Here is a 17,986-nt window from a genome sequence, read left to right on the forward strand (position 1 = left end):
TCGAAGGCGTTTTTCCGGTGGATAAAGGCGCATTCGCCTGGTGAAACCTTTCCGCTGACGATTTGTAGAGTGACCCTTTCCCCGAGAAGTGCCATCTATCGAGCAATATCAAAACTTTTTGATATTGCTCTTGCAGTCATTTCTGACCGTCACTAGACTGCTGGCCTTATGAATTTACGCGTGCCTTCCATTCAACATGACGATTGCGATGAGCTGGCAGCCTTGTGCAAGGCTGGCGGCGATCCTCTGCGTCTGAATGTATTGCGCGCGCTGGCCAACGACTCGTTTGGCGTACTGGAGCTGGCGCAGATTTTCGGCATCGGTCAGTCCGGGATGAGTCACCACCTCAAGGTGCTGGCCCAGGCGGAACTGGTAGCGACCCGCCGCGAAGGCAATGCGATTTTCTACCGTCGCGCCCTGCCCCACACCGAGCTGCTGGGTGGCCAGCTGCATGCCGCGCTGCTCGATGAAGTGGACAACCTGACCCTGCCTGCCGATGTGCAGTCGCGGATCGGTCAGGTCCACGGGCAACGAGCAGCGGCCAGCCAGGACTTTTTCTCACGGGTCGCGGAGAAGTTTCGCGCCCAGCAAGACCTGATTGCCGGCCTGCCGCAGTACCGTGAAAGCGTGGTGACGCTGCTCGACAAGCTGGGCTTCAGTGAAGGTGCCACAGCCATCGAAGTCGGCCCCGGCGACGGCGCTTTTCTGCCGGAACTGGCGCGCCGCTTCACGCACGTCACGGCGCTGGACAATAGCCAGGCGATGCTCGAACTGGCGCGTCAGGTCTGTGATCGTGAATCCCTGACTAACGTCAGCCTGCAACTGGCCGATGCATTGAACGGTGTAAGCCTTCAGGCCGATTGCGTTGTACTGAACATGGTGCTGCACCATTTTGCCGCGCCGGCCGATGCCCTCAAGCACATGGCCGGTTTGCTGCAACCAGGCGGTAGCCTGCTTGTGACAGAGTTATGTAGCCACAACCAGAGTTGGGCCAGGGAGGCCTGCGGTGATCTCTGGTTGGGGTTTGAACAGGACGATCTGGCCCGTTGGGCCACCGCTGCGGGACTCGTTCCCGGGGAAAGCCTCTATGTAGGCTTACGTAATGGTTTCCAGATTCAGGTCCGCCATTTTCAGCGACCGGCTGGCGACACTCACCATCGGTAAATTCAGGAAAAAATCGAGATGAGCGAATACTCCCTCTTCACCTCCGAGTCCGTGTCCGAAGGGCACCCGGACAAAATCGCCGACCAGATTTCCGATGCGGTGCTGGACGCCATCATTGCTGAAGACAAGTTCGCCCGTGTGGCGTGCGAGACGCTGGTAAAAACCGGCGTGGCAATCATCGCAGGTGAAGTCACCACGTCGGCCTGGGTCGACCTGGAAGAAATCGTCCGTAACGTCATTCTGGACATCGGCTACAACAGCTCCGATGTCGGCTTCGACGGCGCAACATGCGGCGTGATGAACATCATCGGCAAGCAATCCCCTGACATCAACCAGGGTGTTGACCGTGCCAAGCCTGAAGATCAGGGCGCCGGCGACCAGGGCCTGATGTTCGGCTACGCCAGCAACGAAACCGACGTGCTGATGCCAGCACCGATCACCTTCTCGCACCAACTGGTGCAGCGTCAGGCCGAAGCCCGTAAATCCGGCCTGCTGCCTTGGCTGCGCCCGGACGCCAAGTCGCAAGTGACTTGCCGTTACGAAGGCGGCAAGGTTGTGGGTATCGACGCTGTTGTACTGTCGACCCAGCACAACCCTGAAGTGTCGTACAAAGACCTGCGCGAAGGCGTGATGGAGCTGATCGTCAAGCACGTGCTGCCTGCCGAACTGCTGACCAAAGACACCCAGTTCCACATCAACCCGACCGGCCAGTTCATCATCGGTGGCCCGGTAGGTGACTGCGGTCTGACTGGTCGCAAGATCATCGTCGACAGCTACGGCGGCATGGCCCGTCACGGCGGCGGCGCGTTCTCCGGCAAGGATCCATCGAAGGTTGACCGTTCGGCTGCCTACGCCGGTCGTTACGTGGCGAAGAACATCGTCGCTGCCGGCCTGGCCGAGCGTTGCGAGATTCAGGTTTCCTACGCGATCGGTGTTGCTCAACCGACTTCGATCTCGTTGAACACCTTCGGCACCGGCAAAATCAGCGACGACAAAATCGTCAAACTGGTTCGCGAAGTGTTCGACCTGCGTCCATACGCAATCACCACCATGCTCGACCTGCTGCACCCGATGTACCAGGAAACCGCAGCGTACGGCCACTTCGGCCGCACCCCGGCGACCAAAACCGTGGGCGAAGACACCTTCACCACGTTCACCTGGGAAAAAACCGACCGCGCCGACGACCTGCGTCTGGCTGCCGGCCTGTAAGACTTCCCCGGCGGTACCAAAAGCCCCGCACGGTTCGCCGTGCGGGGCTTTTTATTGTCTTTCGCTTGGGACTCTGTCGGCGATGAGGCCAACCCAGTCACCCGGAAACACAAGGCAAAACACCCACCCTTCCCGCCTGACGATAAGTGACTAGCCTTCAAGTATTCCAATTGAGCAAGGACGCTCAGCATGCTTCTGCGCCTGTTTACTATTTTCGCCCTGACCTTGCTCTGCTCGATCTCAAACGCAGCCGATTGCCCCGACTGGTCACCCGTACGGGCGCTGGACGAAATCACCGCCCTGCAAAAACAAATCGACATTTGGGACGACAGCTATCACCGCCGCGGCCACTCATTAGTCACCGACGAACTCTACGATCAGTCCCGTGCACGGCTGACCGAATGGCGAAAGTGTTTTGACCTGGATCTGGCCCCCGAACCCTTGCGTACCGCTGGCGGCAAGGTCACTCACCCTGTCGCCCACACCGGCCTGGAAAAAGTTCGGGATAGGCATGCGGTCGAAAACTGGCTGCGCAGCCGCGAGGACATCTGGATACAACCCAAGGTCGACGGCGTAGCCGTGACGCTGATCTATCGCAATGGCGTGCTGCATCAGGCGATCAGTCGCGGTGACGGCGTGAATGGGCAAGACTGGACGACCTCGGCGCGACTGATCCCCGCCATCCCCCTACAACTGGCGCAACCCGTGGATTTGCTCGTGCAAGGCGAACTCTACTGGCGCCTGATCGACCATGTACAAGCCAAGGCCGGAAGCCTCAATGCGCGCGCCACCGTGGCCGGTTTGATGGCGCGCAAGGAAGTCAGCCCTGAGCAGGCCGCCGGTATCGGCTTGTTTATCTGGGAATGGCCACAAGGCCCGGCCGGTTTGCCCGCTCGCATCGCCGCGCTGGATGCGCTGGGTTTGCCGAGCATCGCGCCTTACAGTCAGCCGGTGCAGACGTTTGCCGATGCCGAACACTGGCGCGATCACTGGTATCGCTCGCCCCTGCCCTTTGCCAGTGACGGTGTCGTCCTGCGCCAGAGCCAACGCCCTTCGGCCGAACGCTGGCAAGTGAAAACACCCTACTGGGCGGTCGCCTGGAAATACCCCTTCGCCCAGGCATTGGCTGAAGTGCGCAAAGTCGACTTCAAGGTCGGTCGCACCGGACGAATCACCCCCGTGCTGGACCTGAAACCGGTGACGCTCGATGACCGGCAGATCAAGCGTGTCAGCGTCAGCTCCCTGCGCCGCTGGATGGACCTGGACATCCGGCCCGGGGACCAGGTGTCCATCAGCCTTGCGGGGCTGACCATTCCCCGGCTCGATGGCGTCGTTTTGCGAGCCACCGAACGCCCGGCGTTGAACGCGCCGCTGCCAGCCGACTTCCATCATTTGAGTTGTTGGCAACCGACGCCCGGCTGCGAAAGCCAATTTCTCGCGCGACTGACCTGGCTCAGCGGCAAGCAGGGGTTGGCCTTGCCTCATGTTGGCCCAGGAACATGGGAGAAACTTTTCGAAACAGGCCACCTGAATGGCCTGCTGGATTGGTTGACCCTCGACGCTCAAGAGCTTGCTAACATTAACGGCTTCGGCGAGAACAGCAGTAGGCGCCTTCTAAACAGTTTCAACAGCGCCCGCCAACGCCCTTTTGCTCGCTGGCTCAAAGCCCTGGGTTTACCACCGACCGGCCAGGCCCGCCTCGCCGGCTCCTGGCAGGAACTGGCACAACGAAACACCGAACAATGGCAGGCCGAAGCTGGCATCGGTCCGGGACGCGCGGCGCAATTGAGCGCATTTTTCCGCGACCCGCAGGTCCTGGCCTTGAGCGACACATTACGTGCGGCGGGGATCGACGGTTTTTAGCGACCGCAGATGCTCGCCCACCTGGGAACCCAAAGTTGCGGATGGGCTCAAACGCCCATCGCCCTATCGACCCGATTGCACCTGACCTTGCACATGGAGCTTTTATGAAATTTCTTTCACCGCTCGCCCTGCTGGCCCTTTGCGGTGTGATGGCCGCTCCACTGATGGCCGCCGAAGAGGCCCCGGGGCTGACCGGTTGTGCCGCCAAGAAGCAAGGCATCATCAACCAGATCGAGCTGGCCAAATCCCACGGCAATGCCGATCAGCAGGCGGGCCTGGAAACAGCACTGAGCGAAGTCACCGCGCATTGCACCGATGCTTCGTTGAAGAAGGAGCGGGAAAACAAGGCCCTCGACGCCAAGCATGAAGTGAGCAAACGCCAGGCCGATCTCGACAAAGCCATGAAGAAAGGCGATCCCGAGAAGATCAACAAGCGCAAAGACAAACTGGCCGAGTCGCGCAAGGAACTGCAGGACGCGCTGGATGAGCTGGATAAGTAAAAGCGAAAATGATCAAAGATTTTCTGCTGCTCTTGCTCGCAAAGATGTCAGAGGGAACACCGCCAATCAATGATCCCGAAACTCTTTATGGCACGCACTGCAGGCATCCTCGACCTTCTGCACCGCTGGCCCAAGATTGCTGGCCTTGTAAGGCTGAACCTTGCTGGCAATCACCAATTCACCGGTGGCGGCTTCAAGAGTGCGGGCCATTTCCTGAAAGCGTGCCTGTTTCTGCCAGACATCGCCCTTGGCGCTGGTGTGATCTTCTTCGCGCACCTGCGGAAAATGCTTCCACGGCTCATGGGACAGAGCATCGAGCTTCACCGCGCCGTCAGCGAATTTCGGGCCGTCGAATGGAATGCGACCACGCAACATGCCGCCCAGGTCTTCGCCGGTCTTGAGCATTTGTTTGAAGATGGCCTTGCGCTGACCCAGTGGCGAATTCGGATCGACACCGCCGCAGGCGGACAAGGTCAGGCAGGCCAGCAATACAATAGAAAGTCTTTTGAGGGTCATGGTGGCTTCAGATCACGGAAAACGGCGGCCAGTATCCTCGCGTGATCGGCAAAGACCAATAGCCCTATTATCAATACGGGTTGTTTGAGCGCATGGAGCACTCACGCAACCGACAAAGGAATTACTCCATGAACAGCCGTTTCAAGGCATGGCGTCATCGCCTCGCCTGGACCCTCCCGATAGTGGCCGTGCTCGCAGGCTGCACTGGCGGTGACAACAACACACCGAAAACCCACGCGCTGGCGACTTACTCCAGCGCCACCTGGGAGGCACTGCCGACAGTCTCCGATAACGACCTGGTCGCCGGTTTCGGCTCATGGCGCAGCGCCTGCACCCGACTCAAGGCAGACCCGGTCTGGGGCTCGACCTGCGCCGCTGCCGCCAACGTGCCGCAAACCGCCAATGACATTCGCGGCTTCCTCAAACAGAACCTCGACGTCTACGGCCTGCGCGCCGCCAACGATAACCCCAACGGCTTGATCACCGGCTACTACGAACCGGTCTACCCCGGCAGCCTGACCCAGACTGCCGTGGCGAACATCCCGGTGTACGGGGTTCCAGAAGACATGATCATCGTCTCCCTGGACAGCATCTACCCGGAGCTCAAAGGCAAACGCCTGCGCGGACGGCTTGAAGGCCGCGTGCTCAAACCTTACGACGATGCAGCAACGATCGAGACCAAAGGCGTCAAGGCACCGGTTGTGGCATGGCTGACCGACCCGATGAACCTGCAATTCCTGCAAATCCAGGGCTCGGGTCGCATTCAACTCGACGACGGTCGTCAGTTGCGAATCGCGTACGCCGACCAGAACGGCCATCCGTATCGCCCCATCGGCCGCTGGCTGGTGGAGCAAGGCGAACTGAAGAAAGAAGACGTGACCATGGGCGCAATCAGCAACTGGGCCAAGGCCAATCCGGCACGCATTCCGCAATTGCTTGGCAGCAACCCGAGCTATGTGTTCTTCACCCGCAACCCGGACAGCAATGAAGGCCCTCGTGGCTCGCTGAACGTGCCGCTGACTGCAGGTTACAGCGCGGCAGTGGATCGCAAAGTGATTCCGCTGGGCAGTCTGTTGTGGTTATCCACGACGCGGCCGGACGGCACCGCACTGGTACGCCCGGTGGCAGCTCAAGACACTGGCGGCGCGATTGCTGGCGAAGTCCGTGCGGACTTGTTCTGGGGCACCGGCGAAGCAGCCGGGCAATTGGCAGGTGACATGAAACAGCAGGGGCAGATCTGGATGCTCTGGCCCAAAGGCGCGGCGTTGCCGCAAGTGCCTCAGGTGGCTGATGCGGTTAAAGCCAATCCTTGAGTTCTGCTTCGGCTGATAGATAGTAATCGCGGGCAAGCCCGCTCCCACAGATTAGTTGTCTAACCACTCTATCGTGATCGACATAAATCCCTGTGGGAGCGGGCTTGCCCGCGATGAGGCCAGCAAAAACGCCCGGTTATTATCAGACAGAAACCACAAAAAAACTGACGATCAACCCAATCCCCACAAACCACACCAGCGACCGCAGAATCGCCCAGTCCGCCAGGTAGCAAATGATGTACAGCAGACGGCTGGTGATGAACAACACCGACAGCACATTGATCGTCACCAGCTCGGCGTTGCCGGCCAGATGGGCCACGATCACCGCCGCCGCGAACGCCGGGGTCACTTCGAAACTGTTCAATTGCGCCGCATAGGCGCGCCGGCCAAAACCATTCAGTGACTCGAGAAAATCTCGGGGGTCATGATTGTCTTTCAGTCCAAAACGGCCACTGGCCTTGGCAATACCCACGCAGAGATAGGGCAGAAAAAACGCGATCAAAATGCACCACAGAGCAACCGTCATAAAGCAGTCCTTTCTTCAGTTTTAAAATGTTGAGCACCCGTCAAAACTTCATCACCAACATGCCGATCAACACCAGCCCACAGGCTAAGAGCCGTGGCCGACCGAAAGGTTCTTTCAGGTAGCGCATACCGAACAGCACCACCAGAATCACGCTGATCTCGCGCAAGGCCGCCGCCTCGGCAATCGACCCCAGTTGCATCGCCCACAGCACCAGAGCGTAGCTGAACAGCACGCAAAACCCGACCGCCAACCCCAAGCGCCACTGTTCACGCCAGAACAGCATGAACGCCGGTCGCTTGCGCACCAACGCGAGCAAGGGAAACGGCCAGGCGCTGAACAACGTCACCCAGACCAGGTAATCCAGCGGATGCGACCAGCGCCGCAACGCCTGGCCATCGATAAAGGTGTAGCAGCCAATACACAGGCCAATCAGCGCCACCACCGGCAGCATCGACCATGGCAAGCGCGCACCGCCACCGCCCTGCCACAGCAGGCACAACATACCGAAGGGGATGAGTAGAATTCCAAAGATCTGCTGATTCGTCAGCACCTCCCCGGCAAAGATCAGCGTCAGGGCCAGCACCACTAACGGCGACAAGCCACGCATCAGCGGGTACACCAGACCGAGATCACCGACCCGATAGGCCTGAATCAGCAGATAACGATAGAGCAATTCGAACGCTGCCGATGCGAGAATCCATGGCCAGATTTCAATGGGTGGCAACGCCACGAACGGCAGCATCAGCGCGACAAAAAGCATCGCCACGCTGTCCATGCAGGCCACGACCAACAACCGTTCCGCACTGAATTTGATCAGGGTGTTCCACGCCGCGTGCAACAGCGCCGCCACCAACACCAACGCCGTCGCAAGCACGGCACACTCCTTTTTTATTGATTCCCCTCCCGCGTAGGAGCGAAGGGGAGAATTGATTCGCCATATGTCAGCAGCTGTTTATACTGCAAGCGACCACGCCGCACTCAGTTGCGCACAGACTAATTCCAATAATTCCTGCCATGGCCCGCTCTCCTTCGAGAACGGTCGTCGGCCCGCGTATGCCTGATCACAGCGTCAAGACTACCGACAGAGACCTTGCGCATGCCACTCGCTTTGCTTGCCCTCGCTGTTGCCGCGTTCGGCATCGGCACCACTGAATTCGTCATCATGGGCTTGCTGCCCGACGTCGCTCGCGACCTTGCCGTGAGCATTCCCCACGCCGGTCTGTTGATTACCGGTTACGCCCTGGGCGTGGTGTTCGGCGCGCCGATCCTCGCCATCGGCACCGCCAATATGCCGCGCAAAGCCACACTGCTGGGCATGACGCTGATGTTCATCCTCGGCAACGTGCTGTGCGCGTTGGCGCCAAACTACGCCACGCTGATGGCCGCGCGAGTCGTCACCGCGTTGTGCCACGGGGCGTTCTTCGGCATTGGTTCGGTGGTCGCGGCCGGTCTGGTCGCTCCGAACAAACGGGCGCAGGCGATTGCCATGATGTTCACCGGCCTGACCCTGGCCAACGTGCTCGGCGTGCCATTGGGCACTGCGCTCGGCCAGTACGCGGGTTGGCGCTCGACGTTCTGGGCGGTGTCGGTGATCGGTGTGATCGCCGCGATTGCGCAGTGGGCCTGGTTGCCGAAAGACATCGCCATGGACAAGGCCAATCTCGCCAGCGAGTTCAAGGTGCTGGGCAAGGTCAACGTGCTGTTGGCTTTGGGCATGAGCGTGCTGGCGTCGACCAGCCTGTTCAGCGTGTTCACCTACATCGCGCCCATTCTTCAAGACATCACTGGGGTCAGCCCCCACGGTGTGACGATTATGCTGCTGTTGTTCGGCGCGGGCTTGACGGCGGGCAGCATGCTCGGCGGCCGTCTGGCCGACAGTCGTCTGCTGCCTTCGCTGGTGGGCATGGCGCTGGCGGTGGTGGTCGTGCTGGCCGCCTTCACGCAGACCAGTCACTCGGTGATTCCGGCGGCGATCACGCTGGTGTTGTGGGGGATCTTTGCCTTCGCCCTGTGCCCGATCCTGCAATTGCTGATCATCGATCAGGCGCATGAAGCACCCAATCTGGGTTCGACGTTGAACCAGAGCGCATTCAATCTCGGGAACGCTGCAGGCGCCTGGATGGGTGGCCTGGTCGTTGCCAGCGGCGCGGACCTGGCAGACTTGCCGTGGACCGGCGCACTGGTCAGTGGCTTGACGGTGCTGACTGCAGTTTTCTTCATTTACCTGCAACGTCGCGGTGCGACTGCGGTCAATGTGTCCGGCTGAATAATTGCGTCACCGCTATCGCGAGCAAGCTCGCTCCTGCAGGGATCTCCAGTACGGCCGGGATCAAATGTGGGCGCGGGCTTACTCGCGAAAAAACTGACTCGCTGCACCTGCACAAACCTGTTTTCCAACCAAGGACCCCGGATGCTTGAACTTGTCGCTGCCTTTATCTGCCTCACCACCCTCCTCACCTACGTGAATTTCCGCTTCATCGGCCTGCCCCCGACCATCGGCGTCATGGTCACCGCGCTGATGTTTTCCTTGTTGCTGCAAGGGTTGAGTTTCCTCGGTTACCCCGGCCTCGAAGAGCATGTGCAACAGCTGATCGGCCAGATCGATTTCGGTGATCTGCTGATGAACTGGATGCTGTCCTTTCTGCTGTTTGCCGGCGCGCTGCACGTCAATCTCAATGACCTGCGCAGCTATCGCTGGCCCATCGGCCTGCTGGCAACGTTTGGCGTATTAATCGCCACCGCCGTGATCGGCAGCCTCGCGTATTACATCTTTGCTCTGTTCGGCTGGCACGTGAGTTTTCTGTATTGCCTGCTGTTCGGCGCGTTGATTTCCCCAACTGACCCGATCGCGGTGCTCGGCGTGCTGCGGACTGCCAACGCGTCCAAGCCGTTGAAAACCACCATCGTTGGCGAATCGCTGTTCAACGATGGCACCGCAGTGGTGGTGTTCACCGTGCTGCTGGGTATCGCGCAACTCGGCGAAACCCCGACCGTAGGCGCCACCGCCATGCTGTTCGCGCATGAAGCGATTGGCGGCGTGTTGTTTGGTGGGCTGATCGGTTATCTGGTGTACCTGATGATCAAGAGCATCGAGCAGCATCAGATCGAAGTGATGCTGACCCTGGCGCTGGTGATCGGCGGCTCGGCCATGGCGTCGGAACTGCATGTTTCCGCACCGATCGCGATGGTGGTCGCCGGCCTGATCATCGGCAATCTGGGGCGCAATCTCGCAATGAACGACATGACCCGAAAGTACCTGGATGGTTTCTGGGAGCTGCTCGACGACATGCTCAACGCCCTGTTGTTTGCCCTGATCGGCATGGAGCTGTTGCTGCTGCCGTTCAACTGGCTGCACGTGCTGGCAGCCAGTTTGCTGGCCCTGGCGATTCTGCTCTCGCGCCTGTTGACCGTGGCACCGGCTATCCTGCTGCTGCGGCGCTGGCGCACAGTGCCGCGCGGGACAATCCGGATTCTGACCTGGGGAGGCTTGCGCGGTGGTGTTTCGGTGGCGCTCGCCCTGGCGCTGCCGTTAGGCCCGGAGCGTGATTTACTGCTGAGCATCACCTACATCGTGGTGTTGTCGTCGATCCTGTTGCAGGGCTTGAGCATCGGCAAACTGGTCAAGCACGTGACTCGCGATGAGCCTGCGCCAGCGGCACAGGCCGGGCATCACTGATTACTTTTTGACCTGCTGCGGGTCGGGCTTCCCCCGATCCGCAGACTGCTTCGGCGGCCCGCTTTCGCTGCGAATCTGCGCATGACTCAACAGCGCAAAGATAAAACTGCCACCGATGATGTTCCCCGCCAGCGTCGGCCCGGCGAACACCAGCCAGAAATCCTTCCACGGCAACTCGCCGGCAAACACCAGATACGACACCTCGGCCGAACCGACGACGATGTGGGTGAAATCCCCCAGCGCCATGAGGTAGGTGATGAGGATGATGATCCACATCTTGGCGCTCTCCATGGACGGAATCATCCAGACCATGGTTGCGATCATCCAGCCCGACACGATGCCCTTGGCGAACATCTTGCTCGCGTCGTTCTCCATGACCTTGCGCCCGATGTCGAGGAAGGCCAGGTCGGTCTTGGTGTCGAAAATCGGCAGATGCAACATCACATACGCAACCAGCAAGGTGCCACAGAGGTTACCCACCAGCACCACCGACCACAGCCGCAACAACCGGCCGAAATTGTTCAGGGTGGGTTTGGTCATCACCGGCAGCACCGCCGTCAGGGTGTTCTCGGTGAACAATTGCTGACGGGCGAGGATGACCGCAAGGAACCCGGCGCAATAACCGAAACTGGCGATCACCTTGAAGTGTTCACCGTCCGGCAGGCGCGAGTTGAGCAACCCCATGGCCATCAGCGACAGGCCCATGGTCAGGCCGGCGGCGAGTGCCGACCACCACAACGCGGCGACACTGCGCTCAAGCTCCTGATCGCCCTGGGTGCGGATGATTTCGTGCAGTACAGCCGCACGCGGTGGCTGGTTTTTTTCGACGTCGTGCTGTTCTTCAACCGAAAGGTTCGGGGTCTTGCCGTCTTTTTGCGTGTCCATAGAGCTCCGGAACCGGTGGCGTGTCATGTAAGTACGACACGCGGGGTTCGGCGCTGTTCAGTGGTCCCACAAATGAAACCGCTCCTACGGGGCAGGTGTCATTGTTGAATGCCGTCGTCCTGGAACTGGTCTTTGACGTATTTGATCTCGGTTCGGCCGTGCGGCGCGGGCAAGCCGTCTTCACCGAGGTTGACGAAGACCATCTTTTCAACCGTCAGGATGCTTTTTCGGGTGATCTTGTTGCGCACCTCGCAAGTCAGGGTGATCGAGGTGCGGCCGAACTCGGTGGCGGTGATGCCCAGTTCGATGATGTCGCCCTGGCGCGAGGCACTGACGAAGTTGATTTCGGAAATGTACTTGGTAACCACGCGCTGATTGCCCAACTGGACGATGGCGTAGATCGCCGCTTCTTCGTCGATCCAGCGCAACAGACTGCCGCCGAACAGTGTGCCGTTGGGGTTGAGGTCTTCGGGTTTTACCCATTTGCGGGTGTGGAAATTCATGTTCACTCCTGAGCGTCTTGCCGAATGATGGGCGCCATCATGGCAGAGCCCGGACTAGAGCTCTATTAAGCATCGACTATGGTCCCGATTACCGTTCGGACATTGACTGACAGAAAGGCTTTGGAAGATCAGCATAGCCCGCTATAATCGCCCCCGTTTCAAAACGGTAACGTTCCATTGATACCGTTTTCCCGCCACCTGTCCGAGGGGCGCTGCAGCAGGTTCGACCTGTCAGGCTCGGATGGGGCGTTGCCTGGTCTCATTGACCAGACACTAAACGCACAACGGCGCCCATTCGCATACATTACGAATGGAGGCTCTTCATGAGCGCTGTTATCACGCCTGCAGATTTTAACGATTACAAAGTCGCCGACATGTCCCTGGCTGCCTGGGGCCGTCGCGAAACCATCATCGCCGAATCCGAAATGCCAGCCCTGATGGGTCTGCGCCGCAAGTACGCCGGTGAGCAGCCGCTCAAAGGCGCGAAAATTCTCGGCTGCATTCACATGACCATTCAGACTGCCGTGCTGATCGAAACCCTGGTTGCCCTGGGTGCCGAAGTGCGTTGGTCGTCGTGCAACATTTTCTCGACTCAAGACCAGGCCGCTGCTGCTATCGCCGCTGCCGGTATCGCGGTCTACGCCTGGAAAGGCGAAACCGAAGAAGAGTACGAGTGGTGCCTGGAGCAAACCATCCTGAAAGATGGCGCGCCTTGGGATGCCAACATGATCCTCGACGACGGCGGCGACCTGACCGAGCTGCTGCACAAGAAGTACCCGGCGATCCTCGACCGCGTCCACGGCGTGACCGAAGAAACCACCACTGGCGTTCACCGCCTGCTGGACATGCTGGCCAAGGGCGAGCTGAAAATCCCGGCCATCAACGTCAACGACTCGGTGACCAAGAGCAAGAACGACAACAAGTACGGCTGCCGTCACAGCCTGAACGACGCGATCAAGCGCGGTACCGACCACCTGCTGTCCGGCAAGCAAGCGCTGGTCATCGGTTACGGTGACGTGGGCAAGGGCTCCGCTCAGTCCCTGCGTCAGGAAGGCATGATCGTTAAAGTCTCCGAAGTCGACCCGATCTGCGCCATGCAAGCCTGCATGGATGGCTACGAGCTGGTTTCGCCGTTCATCGACGGCATCAACAACGGTACCGAAGCATCTATCGACAAAGCGCTGCTGGGCAAGATCGACCTGATCGTGACCACCACCGGCAACGTCAATGTTTGCGACGCGAACATGCTCAAAGCCCTGAAGAAGCGCGCTGTTGTCTGCAACATCGGCCACTTCGACAACGAAATCGACACCGCTTTCATGCGCAAAAACTGGGCATGGGAAGAAGTGAAGCCACAGGTTCACAAAATCCACCGTACTGGTCCTGGCGCATTCGATGCCCAGAACGACGACTACCTGATCCTGCTGGCCGAAGGCCGTCTGGTTAACCTGGGTAACGCCACCGGTCACCCGAGCCGCATCATGGACGGTTCGTTCGCCAACCAGGTTCTGGCCCAGATCTTCCTGTTCGGCCAGAAGTACGCCGACCTGTCGCCAGCCCAGAAAGCCGAGCGCCTGACCGTTGAAGTACTGCCGAAGAAACTCGACGAAGAAGTGGCCCTGGAAATGGTTCGCGGTTTCGGCGGCGTTGTGACTCAACTGACCAAGACTCAGGCCGACTACATCGGCGTGACCGTCGAAGGTCCGTTCAAGCCGCACGCTTACCGCTACTGATCGGTCCTGCTGCCTGCTCTCCCTGTGGGAGCGGGCTTGCCCGCGATAGCGATCTGTCAGTCAGGCAACATTGATACTCGATGTGCTGGCCCCATCGCGAGCAAGCTCGCTCCCACATGGGAAGTGCAAGCCTCACAGGCTTACGCGTTTTAAAGGATATGACCATGTCCCAAGACCGTCGCTACAGCTTCGAGTTCTTCCCTACGAAGACCGACGCTGGGCATGAAAAGCTGCTCGCCACTGCTCGTCAGCTGGCAACGTACAACCCCGATTTTTTCTCCTGCACCTATGGCGCTGGCGGCTCGACCCGTGATCGAACCCTCAACACCGTGTTGCAACTTGAAAACGAAGTCAAAGTCCCAGCCGCACCGCATCTGTCCTGCGTGGGCGACAGCAAGGACGACTTGCGCGGCCTGCTGGCGCAATACAAGGCTGCCGGCATCAAGCGCATTGTTGCACTGCGCGGTGACCTGCCTTCGGGCATGGGCATGGCCAGCGGCGAAATGCGCCACGCCAACGATCTGGTCGACTTCATTCGTGAAGAGACCGGTGATCATTTCCACATCGAAGTCGCCGCTTACCCGGAGATGCATCCGCAAGCACGCAACTTCGAAGACGATCTGACCAACTTCGTGCGCAAAGCCAACGCTGGCGCCAACAGTGCGATCACCCAGTACTTCTTCAACGCCGACAGCTATTTCTACTTCGTCGAGCGTGTACGGGCGATGGGCGTGAACATCCCGATCGTGCCGGGCATCATGCCGATCACCAACTACAGCAAGCTCGCGCGCTTCTCCGATGCCTGCGGTGCGGAAATCCCGCGCTGGATCCGCAAGCAACTGGAAGCCTACGGCGACGACACCCAGAGCATTCAAGGCTTTGGTGAGCAAGTCATTACCGAGATGTGCGAACGCCTGCTGCAAGGTGGCGCGCCAGGTCTGCACTTCTACACGCTGAACCAGGCTGAAGCGAGTCTGGCGGTGTGGAACAACCTGAAGTTACCGCGTTAACAGACGTTTAAAGCAAGATCAAAAGATCGCAGCTTCGGCAGCGCCTGCATCGGGATGTGTAATCCTTGTAGGCCCTGCCAAAGCTGCGATTTTTTGCTTTTAACGCACTTTTATTGTGAAGCAATACACGGAGATAGAGCTTCTGGAGCGGGTTTCTGGCTCTTTACGGTTTCTCGTCGTAATCTCAAGCCATGCCTTTGATCGCCCAGCTACTCACCGTGTTTCTTTTCACTTGCCTGAGCTTCGCCGCTCGGGGCGAGAAGCTGCGCATTGTCACTGAACCGTGGGCGCCTTATGTCTATGAGGAAAACGGCCAATCACTGGGCCTGGACTACGAAACCACGGCCATCGTCTTCAAGCGGCTGGGGATCGAAGTCGAGTGGCAGTTCCTGCCGTGGAAACGCTGCCTGTCGATGCTAGAAACCGGCCAGGCCGATGGTGCGCTGGACATTTTCCATAGCGATGAGCGCGATGCGACCCTGCTCTACCCCAGCGAACCGCTGTCGGAAGTCCAGTTCGTGATGTTCTATGCCAACGAACGCCCGCATCCGTTTCGCACCCTCGACGACCTGAAAGGCCTGACAATCGGCACCTCGCCGGGCTATCTGTACAGCCCGGACTTCAGCGAATCGACCCTGTTCACACGCGAACCCGCGCCTACCCATGAAGCCAACTTCGGCAAACTGGTGCGCGGCAGGATCGACCTGCTGATCACCGACCGCCGGGTGGGCCAGCATTTGCTCGACGAGTTGGACATCCGCGACAAGATCAGCGAAAACCCGATTGTCATCAGCCAGCAGAGCCAGTTCCTGGCGGTGCGCCGCAACGCGGGCATGGACTTGCTGGTGCAGCGCTTCGGCGCCGAGCTCAAACGTTTCAAGCGCGAACCCGCGTACGCCGAACTGAGCGCCCGTTATGGTGCCGACCCGGCTGCCAGCACAAAAACTGCCGCGGCCACCGCCGCCCACGAAAAAACCGTTGAGCAGCAGGAAAGCGGCGCGCAGTGATTGCTCTGTTATACTCCGGCCTTCCCGCCAGGCTCACGCCCGGACGCTCGGACTTGTTCAAGGCATCTCGACCCCGCTACAGCGCAGCTTTTCAGCCCGCGCGAGCGCTCCAGACGAGCTTTCAAGGCCCAGCAGGACCGGACGGGATTGCGTTCTTCTTAAACGCCATTCGCGCCAGGCAAGACTCCCATTGGGCCAAGCCCTAACTAAAACAGGATTACTCATGTCCTTTGCTTCCCTCGGTCTCTCCGAGGCTTTAGTCCGCGCCATCGAGGCAGCGGGCTATACCGAGCCTACTCCGGTGCAACAGCGGGCCATTCCCGCCGTGTTGCAAGGTCGCGACCTCATGGTTGCGGCTCAGACAGGTACTGGTAAAACCGGCGGCTTCGCCCTTCCGATTCTGGAGCGGTTGTTCCCCAACGGTCACCCGGACAAATCCCAGCGTCACGGCCCGCGCCAACCGCGCGTATTGGTCCTGACCCCTACCCGCGAACTCGCGGCCCAGGTCCACGAGAGCTTCAAGGTCTATGCCCGTGACCTGAAGTTCGTCAGTGCCTGCATCTTCGGCGGCGTCGGCATGAACCCACAGGTTCAGGCCATGTCCCGTGGCGTTGACGTGCTGGTGGCCTGCCCTGGCCGCCTGCTCGACCTCGCCGGCCAAGGCAGCGTCGATTTGTCCCACGTGGAAATCCTCGTGCTGGACGAAGCTGACCGCATGCTCGACATGGGCTTCGTCCATGACGTGAAAAAGGTCCTGGCCCGTCTGCCGAGCAAACGTCAAAACCTGCTGTTTTCGGCGACGTTCTCCAAGGACATCACCGACCTCGCCGGTAAACTGCTGCACAACCCGGAACGCATCGAAGTCACGCCGCCGAACACCACGGTCGAGCGCATCGAGCAACGCGTCTTCCGCCTGCCGGCCAACCACAAGCGTTCGCTGTTGGCACACTTGATCACCGCAGGCGCCTGGGAACAGGTGCTGGTGTTCACCCGTACCAAGCACGGCGCCAACCGTCTGGCCGAATACCTGGATAAACACGGTCTCAGCGCCGTCGCCATCCACGGCAACAAGAGCCAGAACGCACGCACCAAAGCCCTGGCCGACTTCAAGGCCGGCGAAGTGCGCATCCTGGTTGCTACCGACATCGCCGCTCGCGGCCTCGATATCGACCAGTTGCCACACGTGGTCAACTTCGAACTGCCGAACGTCGACGAAGATTACGTGCACCGTATCGGCCGTACTGGCCGTGCCGGTCGTTCGGGCGAGGCGATCTCGCTGGTGGCCCCGGACGAAGAAAAACTGCTGAAAAGCATCGAACGCATGACCAAGCAGAAAATCGCCGACGGCGACCTGATGGGCTTCGATTCCAGCGCCGTAGAAGCCGAGAAGCCAGAAGTCCGCGAGCGTCCGGATGTGCGTAACCCGCGCAACCCACGTGGCCCGCGCGGCGACGGTCCAAACGGCAGCGGCGGTGGCGGCGGTCGTAAAGACAAGGGCAAGGACAAGGGCGGCAAGGAAAAACCGGCGGCCAGCGGCCGTGGCGAGCGCCCGGCACGTGAGCAGAAGCCACGCGAAGGCACCCCGGCGCGCGAGCAACAGCGCCCGGCGCCACGCGCTGCCGCTGATCGCGCTCCGGACGAGTTCCTGGACGACGATATCGATAACTTCGGTAACCGCGTCGACTACGTGCCTCAAGCCAAACCGGCCCAGGGTCGTGGCCGCCGTCCGGGCGCTCCGGCACAAGGCGCAGCGGCTGGCGCAGGCGCACCACGCACCGGCGGCAAGCCTCAGGGTCGCCAAAGCGGTCCGCGCAGCAGCGACGGCGCCACCACCGGCACACCGCCGGCCAAGCGCAGCGGTCCACGCAACGGCGCGCCACGTGACGGTCAGGCCCGTCGCGAAGAAGGTCGCAACCGCCGCCCGGCCCGTACCGACGACCAGCCTCGTTCGGAACCGGCTGTGCAGAACCCGCGCGGCCCGGCGCCGAAGATCATTCACAAGGAGTCGAAAACCGATCGTTTCCCGACTCCCGAGCAACTTGATCAATTGCCAGGCCGTCCGCGCGGCGAAAAACCAGCGT

Annotated in this window: 16 protein-coding genes and 1 riboswitch; of the genes, 11 read left to right on the top strand and 5 right to left on the bottom strand. The window is 60.1% G+C overall.

What is annotated here, in order from left to right; translation table 11 throughout:
• The first annotated feature begins 168 nt into the window (after positions 1-168).
• The 4 genes from Q7W83_RS26290 to Q7W83_RS26305 all read left to right on the top strand — a co-directional run bounded on the left by Q7W83_RS26290 (position 169) and on the right by Q7W83_RS26305 (position 4,736).
• Positions 169-1,164, top strand: a complete 996-nt coding sequence (locus Q7W83_RS26290; protein ID WP_150633736.1) for an ArsR/SmtB family transcription factor — start codon at positions 169-171, stop codon at positions 1,162-1,164.
• A gap of 18 nt (positions 1,165-1,182) precedes the next feature.
• Positions 1,183-2,373, top strand: a complete 1,191-nt coding sequence (gene metK / locus Q7W83_RS26295) for a methionine adenosyltransferase (RefSeq protein WP_123434685.1) — start codon at positions 1,183-1,185, stop codon at positions 2,371-2,373.
• Positions 2,374-2,562: 189 nt separating this feature from the next.
• Positions 2,563-4,236, top strand: a complete 1,674-nt coding sequence (gene ligB, locus Q7W83_RS26300) for an NAD-dependent DNA ligase LigB (RefSeq protein ID WP_473657907.1) — start codon at positions 2,563-2,565, stop codon at positions 4,234-4,236.
• A 104-nt stretch (positions 4,237-4,340) separates the two neighbouring features.
• Positions 4,341-4,736, top strand: coding sequence for a DUF1090 domain-containing protein (locus Q7W83_RS26305; protein ID WP_150639077.1), 396 nt, complete (start codon positions 4,341-4,343; stop codon positions 4,734-4,736).
• A gap of 66 nt (positions 4,737-4,802) precedes the next feature.
• On the opposite strand, the gene Q7W83_RS26310 is transcribed toward Q7W83_RS26305, so the two are convergent.
• Entirely contained in the window at positions 4,803-5,252 is a 450-nt protein-coding gene (locus tag Q7W83_RS26310) for a c-type cytochrome (RefSeq protein WP_150633733.1), read from the bottom strand.
• Between the two features lie 128 nt (positions 5,253-5,380).
• Between Q7W83_RS26310 and mltA the strand changes: the two genes are divergently transcribed.
• On the top strand, positions 5,381-6,565 hold the full coding sequence (gene mltA, locus Q7W83_RS26315) for a murein transglycosylase A (RefSeq protein WP_150639076.1): 1,185 nt from the start codon (positions 5,381-5,383) through the stop codon (positions 6,563-6,565).
• 142 nt (positions 6,566-6,707) lie between these two features.
• Here mltA and Q7W83_RS26320 read toward each other — a convergent pair whose 3' ends face one another.
• Both Q7W83_RS26320 and Q7W83_RS26325 read right to left on the bottom strand, forming a co-directional pair.
• The gene (locus Q7W83_RS26320) at positions 6,708-7,091 is read right to left on the bottom strand and encodes an MAPEG family protein (protein ID WP_150633731.1); all 384 of its coding nucleotides are present in this window, start codon (positions 7,089-7,091) and stop codon (positions 6,708-6,710) included.
• A 40-nt stretch (positions 7,092-7,131) separates the two neighbouring features.
• Positions 7,132-7,965 carry an EamA family transporter gene (locus Q7W83_RS26325; protein ID WP_150653975.1) on the bottom strand — a complete coding sequence of 278 codons (834 nt, stop codon included), beginning with the start codon at positions 7,963-7,965 and terminating at the stop codon, positions 7,132-7,134.
• Between the two features lie 222 nt (positions 7,966-8,187).
• On the opposite strand from Q7W83_RS26325, the gene Q7W83_RS26330 reads away from it, so the two are divergent.
• The gene (locus Q7W83_RS26330; protein ID WP_150633729.1) at positions 8,188-9,357 is read left to right on the top strand and encodes an MFS transporter; all 1,170 of its coding nucleotides are present in this window, start codon (positions 8,188-8,190) and stop codon (positions 9,355-9,357) included.
• Between the two features lie 144 nt (positions 9,358-9,501).
• Positions 9,502-10,767 carry a cation:proton antiporter gene (locus tag Q7W83_RS26335; RefSeq protein ID WP_150639075.1) on the top strand — a complete coding sequence of 422 codons (1,266 nt, stop codon included), beginning with the start codon at positions 9,502-9,504 and terminating at the stop codon, positions 10,765-10,767.
• Here the strand turns inward: Q7W83_RS26335 and Q7W83_RS26340 are convergent, their stop codons facing one another.
• On the bottom strand, positions 10,768-11,652 hold the full coding sequence (locus Q7W83_RS26340) for a formate/nitrite transporter family protein (protein ID WP_150633727.1): 885 nt from the start codon (positions 11,650-11,652) through the stop codon (positions 10,768-10,770).
• A gap of 98 nt (positions 11,653-11,750) precedes the next feature.
• Positions 11,751-12,155 carry an acyl-CoA thioesterase gene (locus Q7W83_RS26345; RefSeq protein ID WP_150633726.1) on the bottom strand — a complete coding sequence of 135 codons (405 nt, stop codon included), beginning with the start codon at positions 12,153-12,155 and terminating at the stop codon, positions 11,751-11,753.
• Positions 12,156-12,353: 198 nt separating this feature from the next.
• Positions 12,354-12,455, top strand: a riboswitch (S-adenosyl-L-homocysteine riboswitch).
• Between the two features lie 23 nt (positions 12,456-12,478).
• On the opposite strand from Q7W83_RS26345, the gene ahcY reads away from it, so the two are divergent.
• The 4 genes from ahcY to Q7W83_RS26365 all read left to right on the top strand — a co-directional run.
• A complete protein-coding gene (gene ahcY, locus Q7W83_RS26350) occupies positions 12,479-13,888 on the top strand; it encodes an adenosylhomocysteinase (RefSeq protein WP_077747242.1) in 1,410 nt (469 codons plus the stop codon).
• Positions 13,889-14,052: 164 nt separating this feature from the next.
• A complete protein-coding gene (gene metF, locus Q7W83_RS26355) occupies positions 14,053-14,898 on the top strand; it encodes a methylenetetrahydrofolate reductase [NAD(P)H] (protein ID WP_150639074.1) in 846 nt (281 codons plus the stop codon).
• Positions 14,899-15,089: 191 nt separating this feature from the next.
• Positions 15,090-15,905 (top strand): substrate-binding periplasmic protein, encoded by an 816-nt coding sequence (locus Q7W83_RS26360; RefSeq protein ID WP_150633724.1) that lies wholly within the window; start codon positions 15,090-15,092, stop codon positions 15,903-15,905.
• A gap of 223 nt (positions 15,906-16,128) precedes the next feature.
• Positions 16,129-17,986 (top strand): DEAD/DEAH box helicase (locus Q7W83_RS26365; protein WP_473657919.1); only part of this gene is annotated, 1,858 nt, incomplete at its 3' end.

This window comes from Pseudomonas sp. 300 (genome assembly GCF_055803035.1).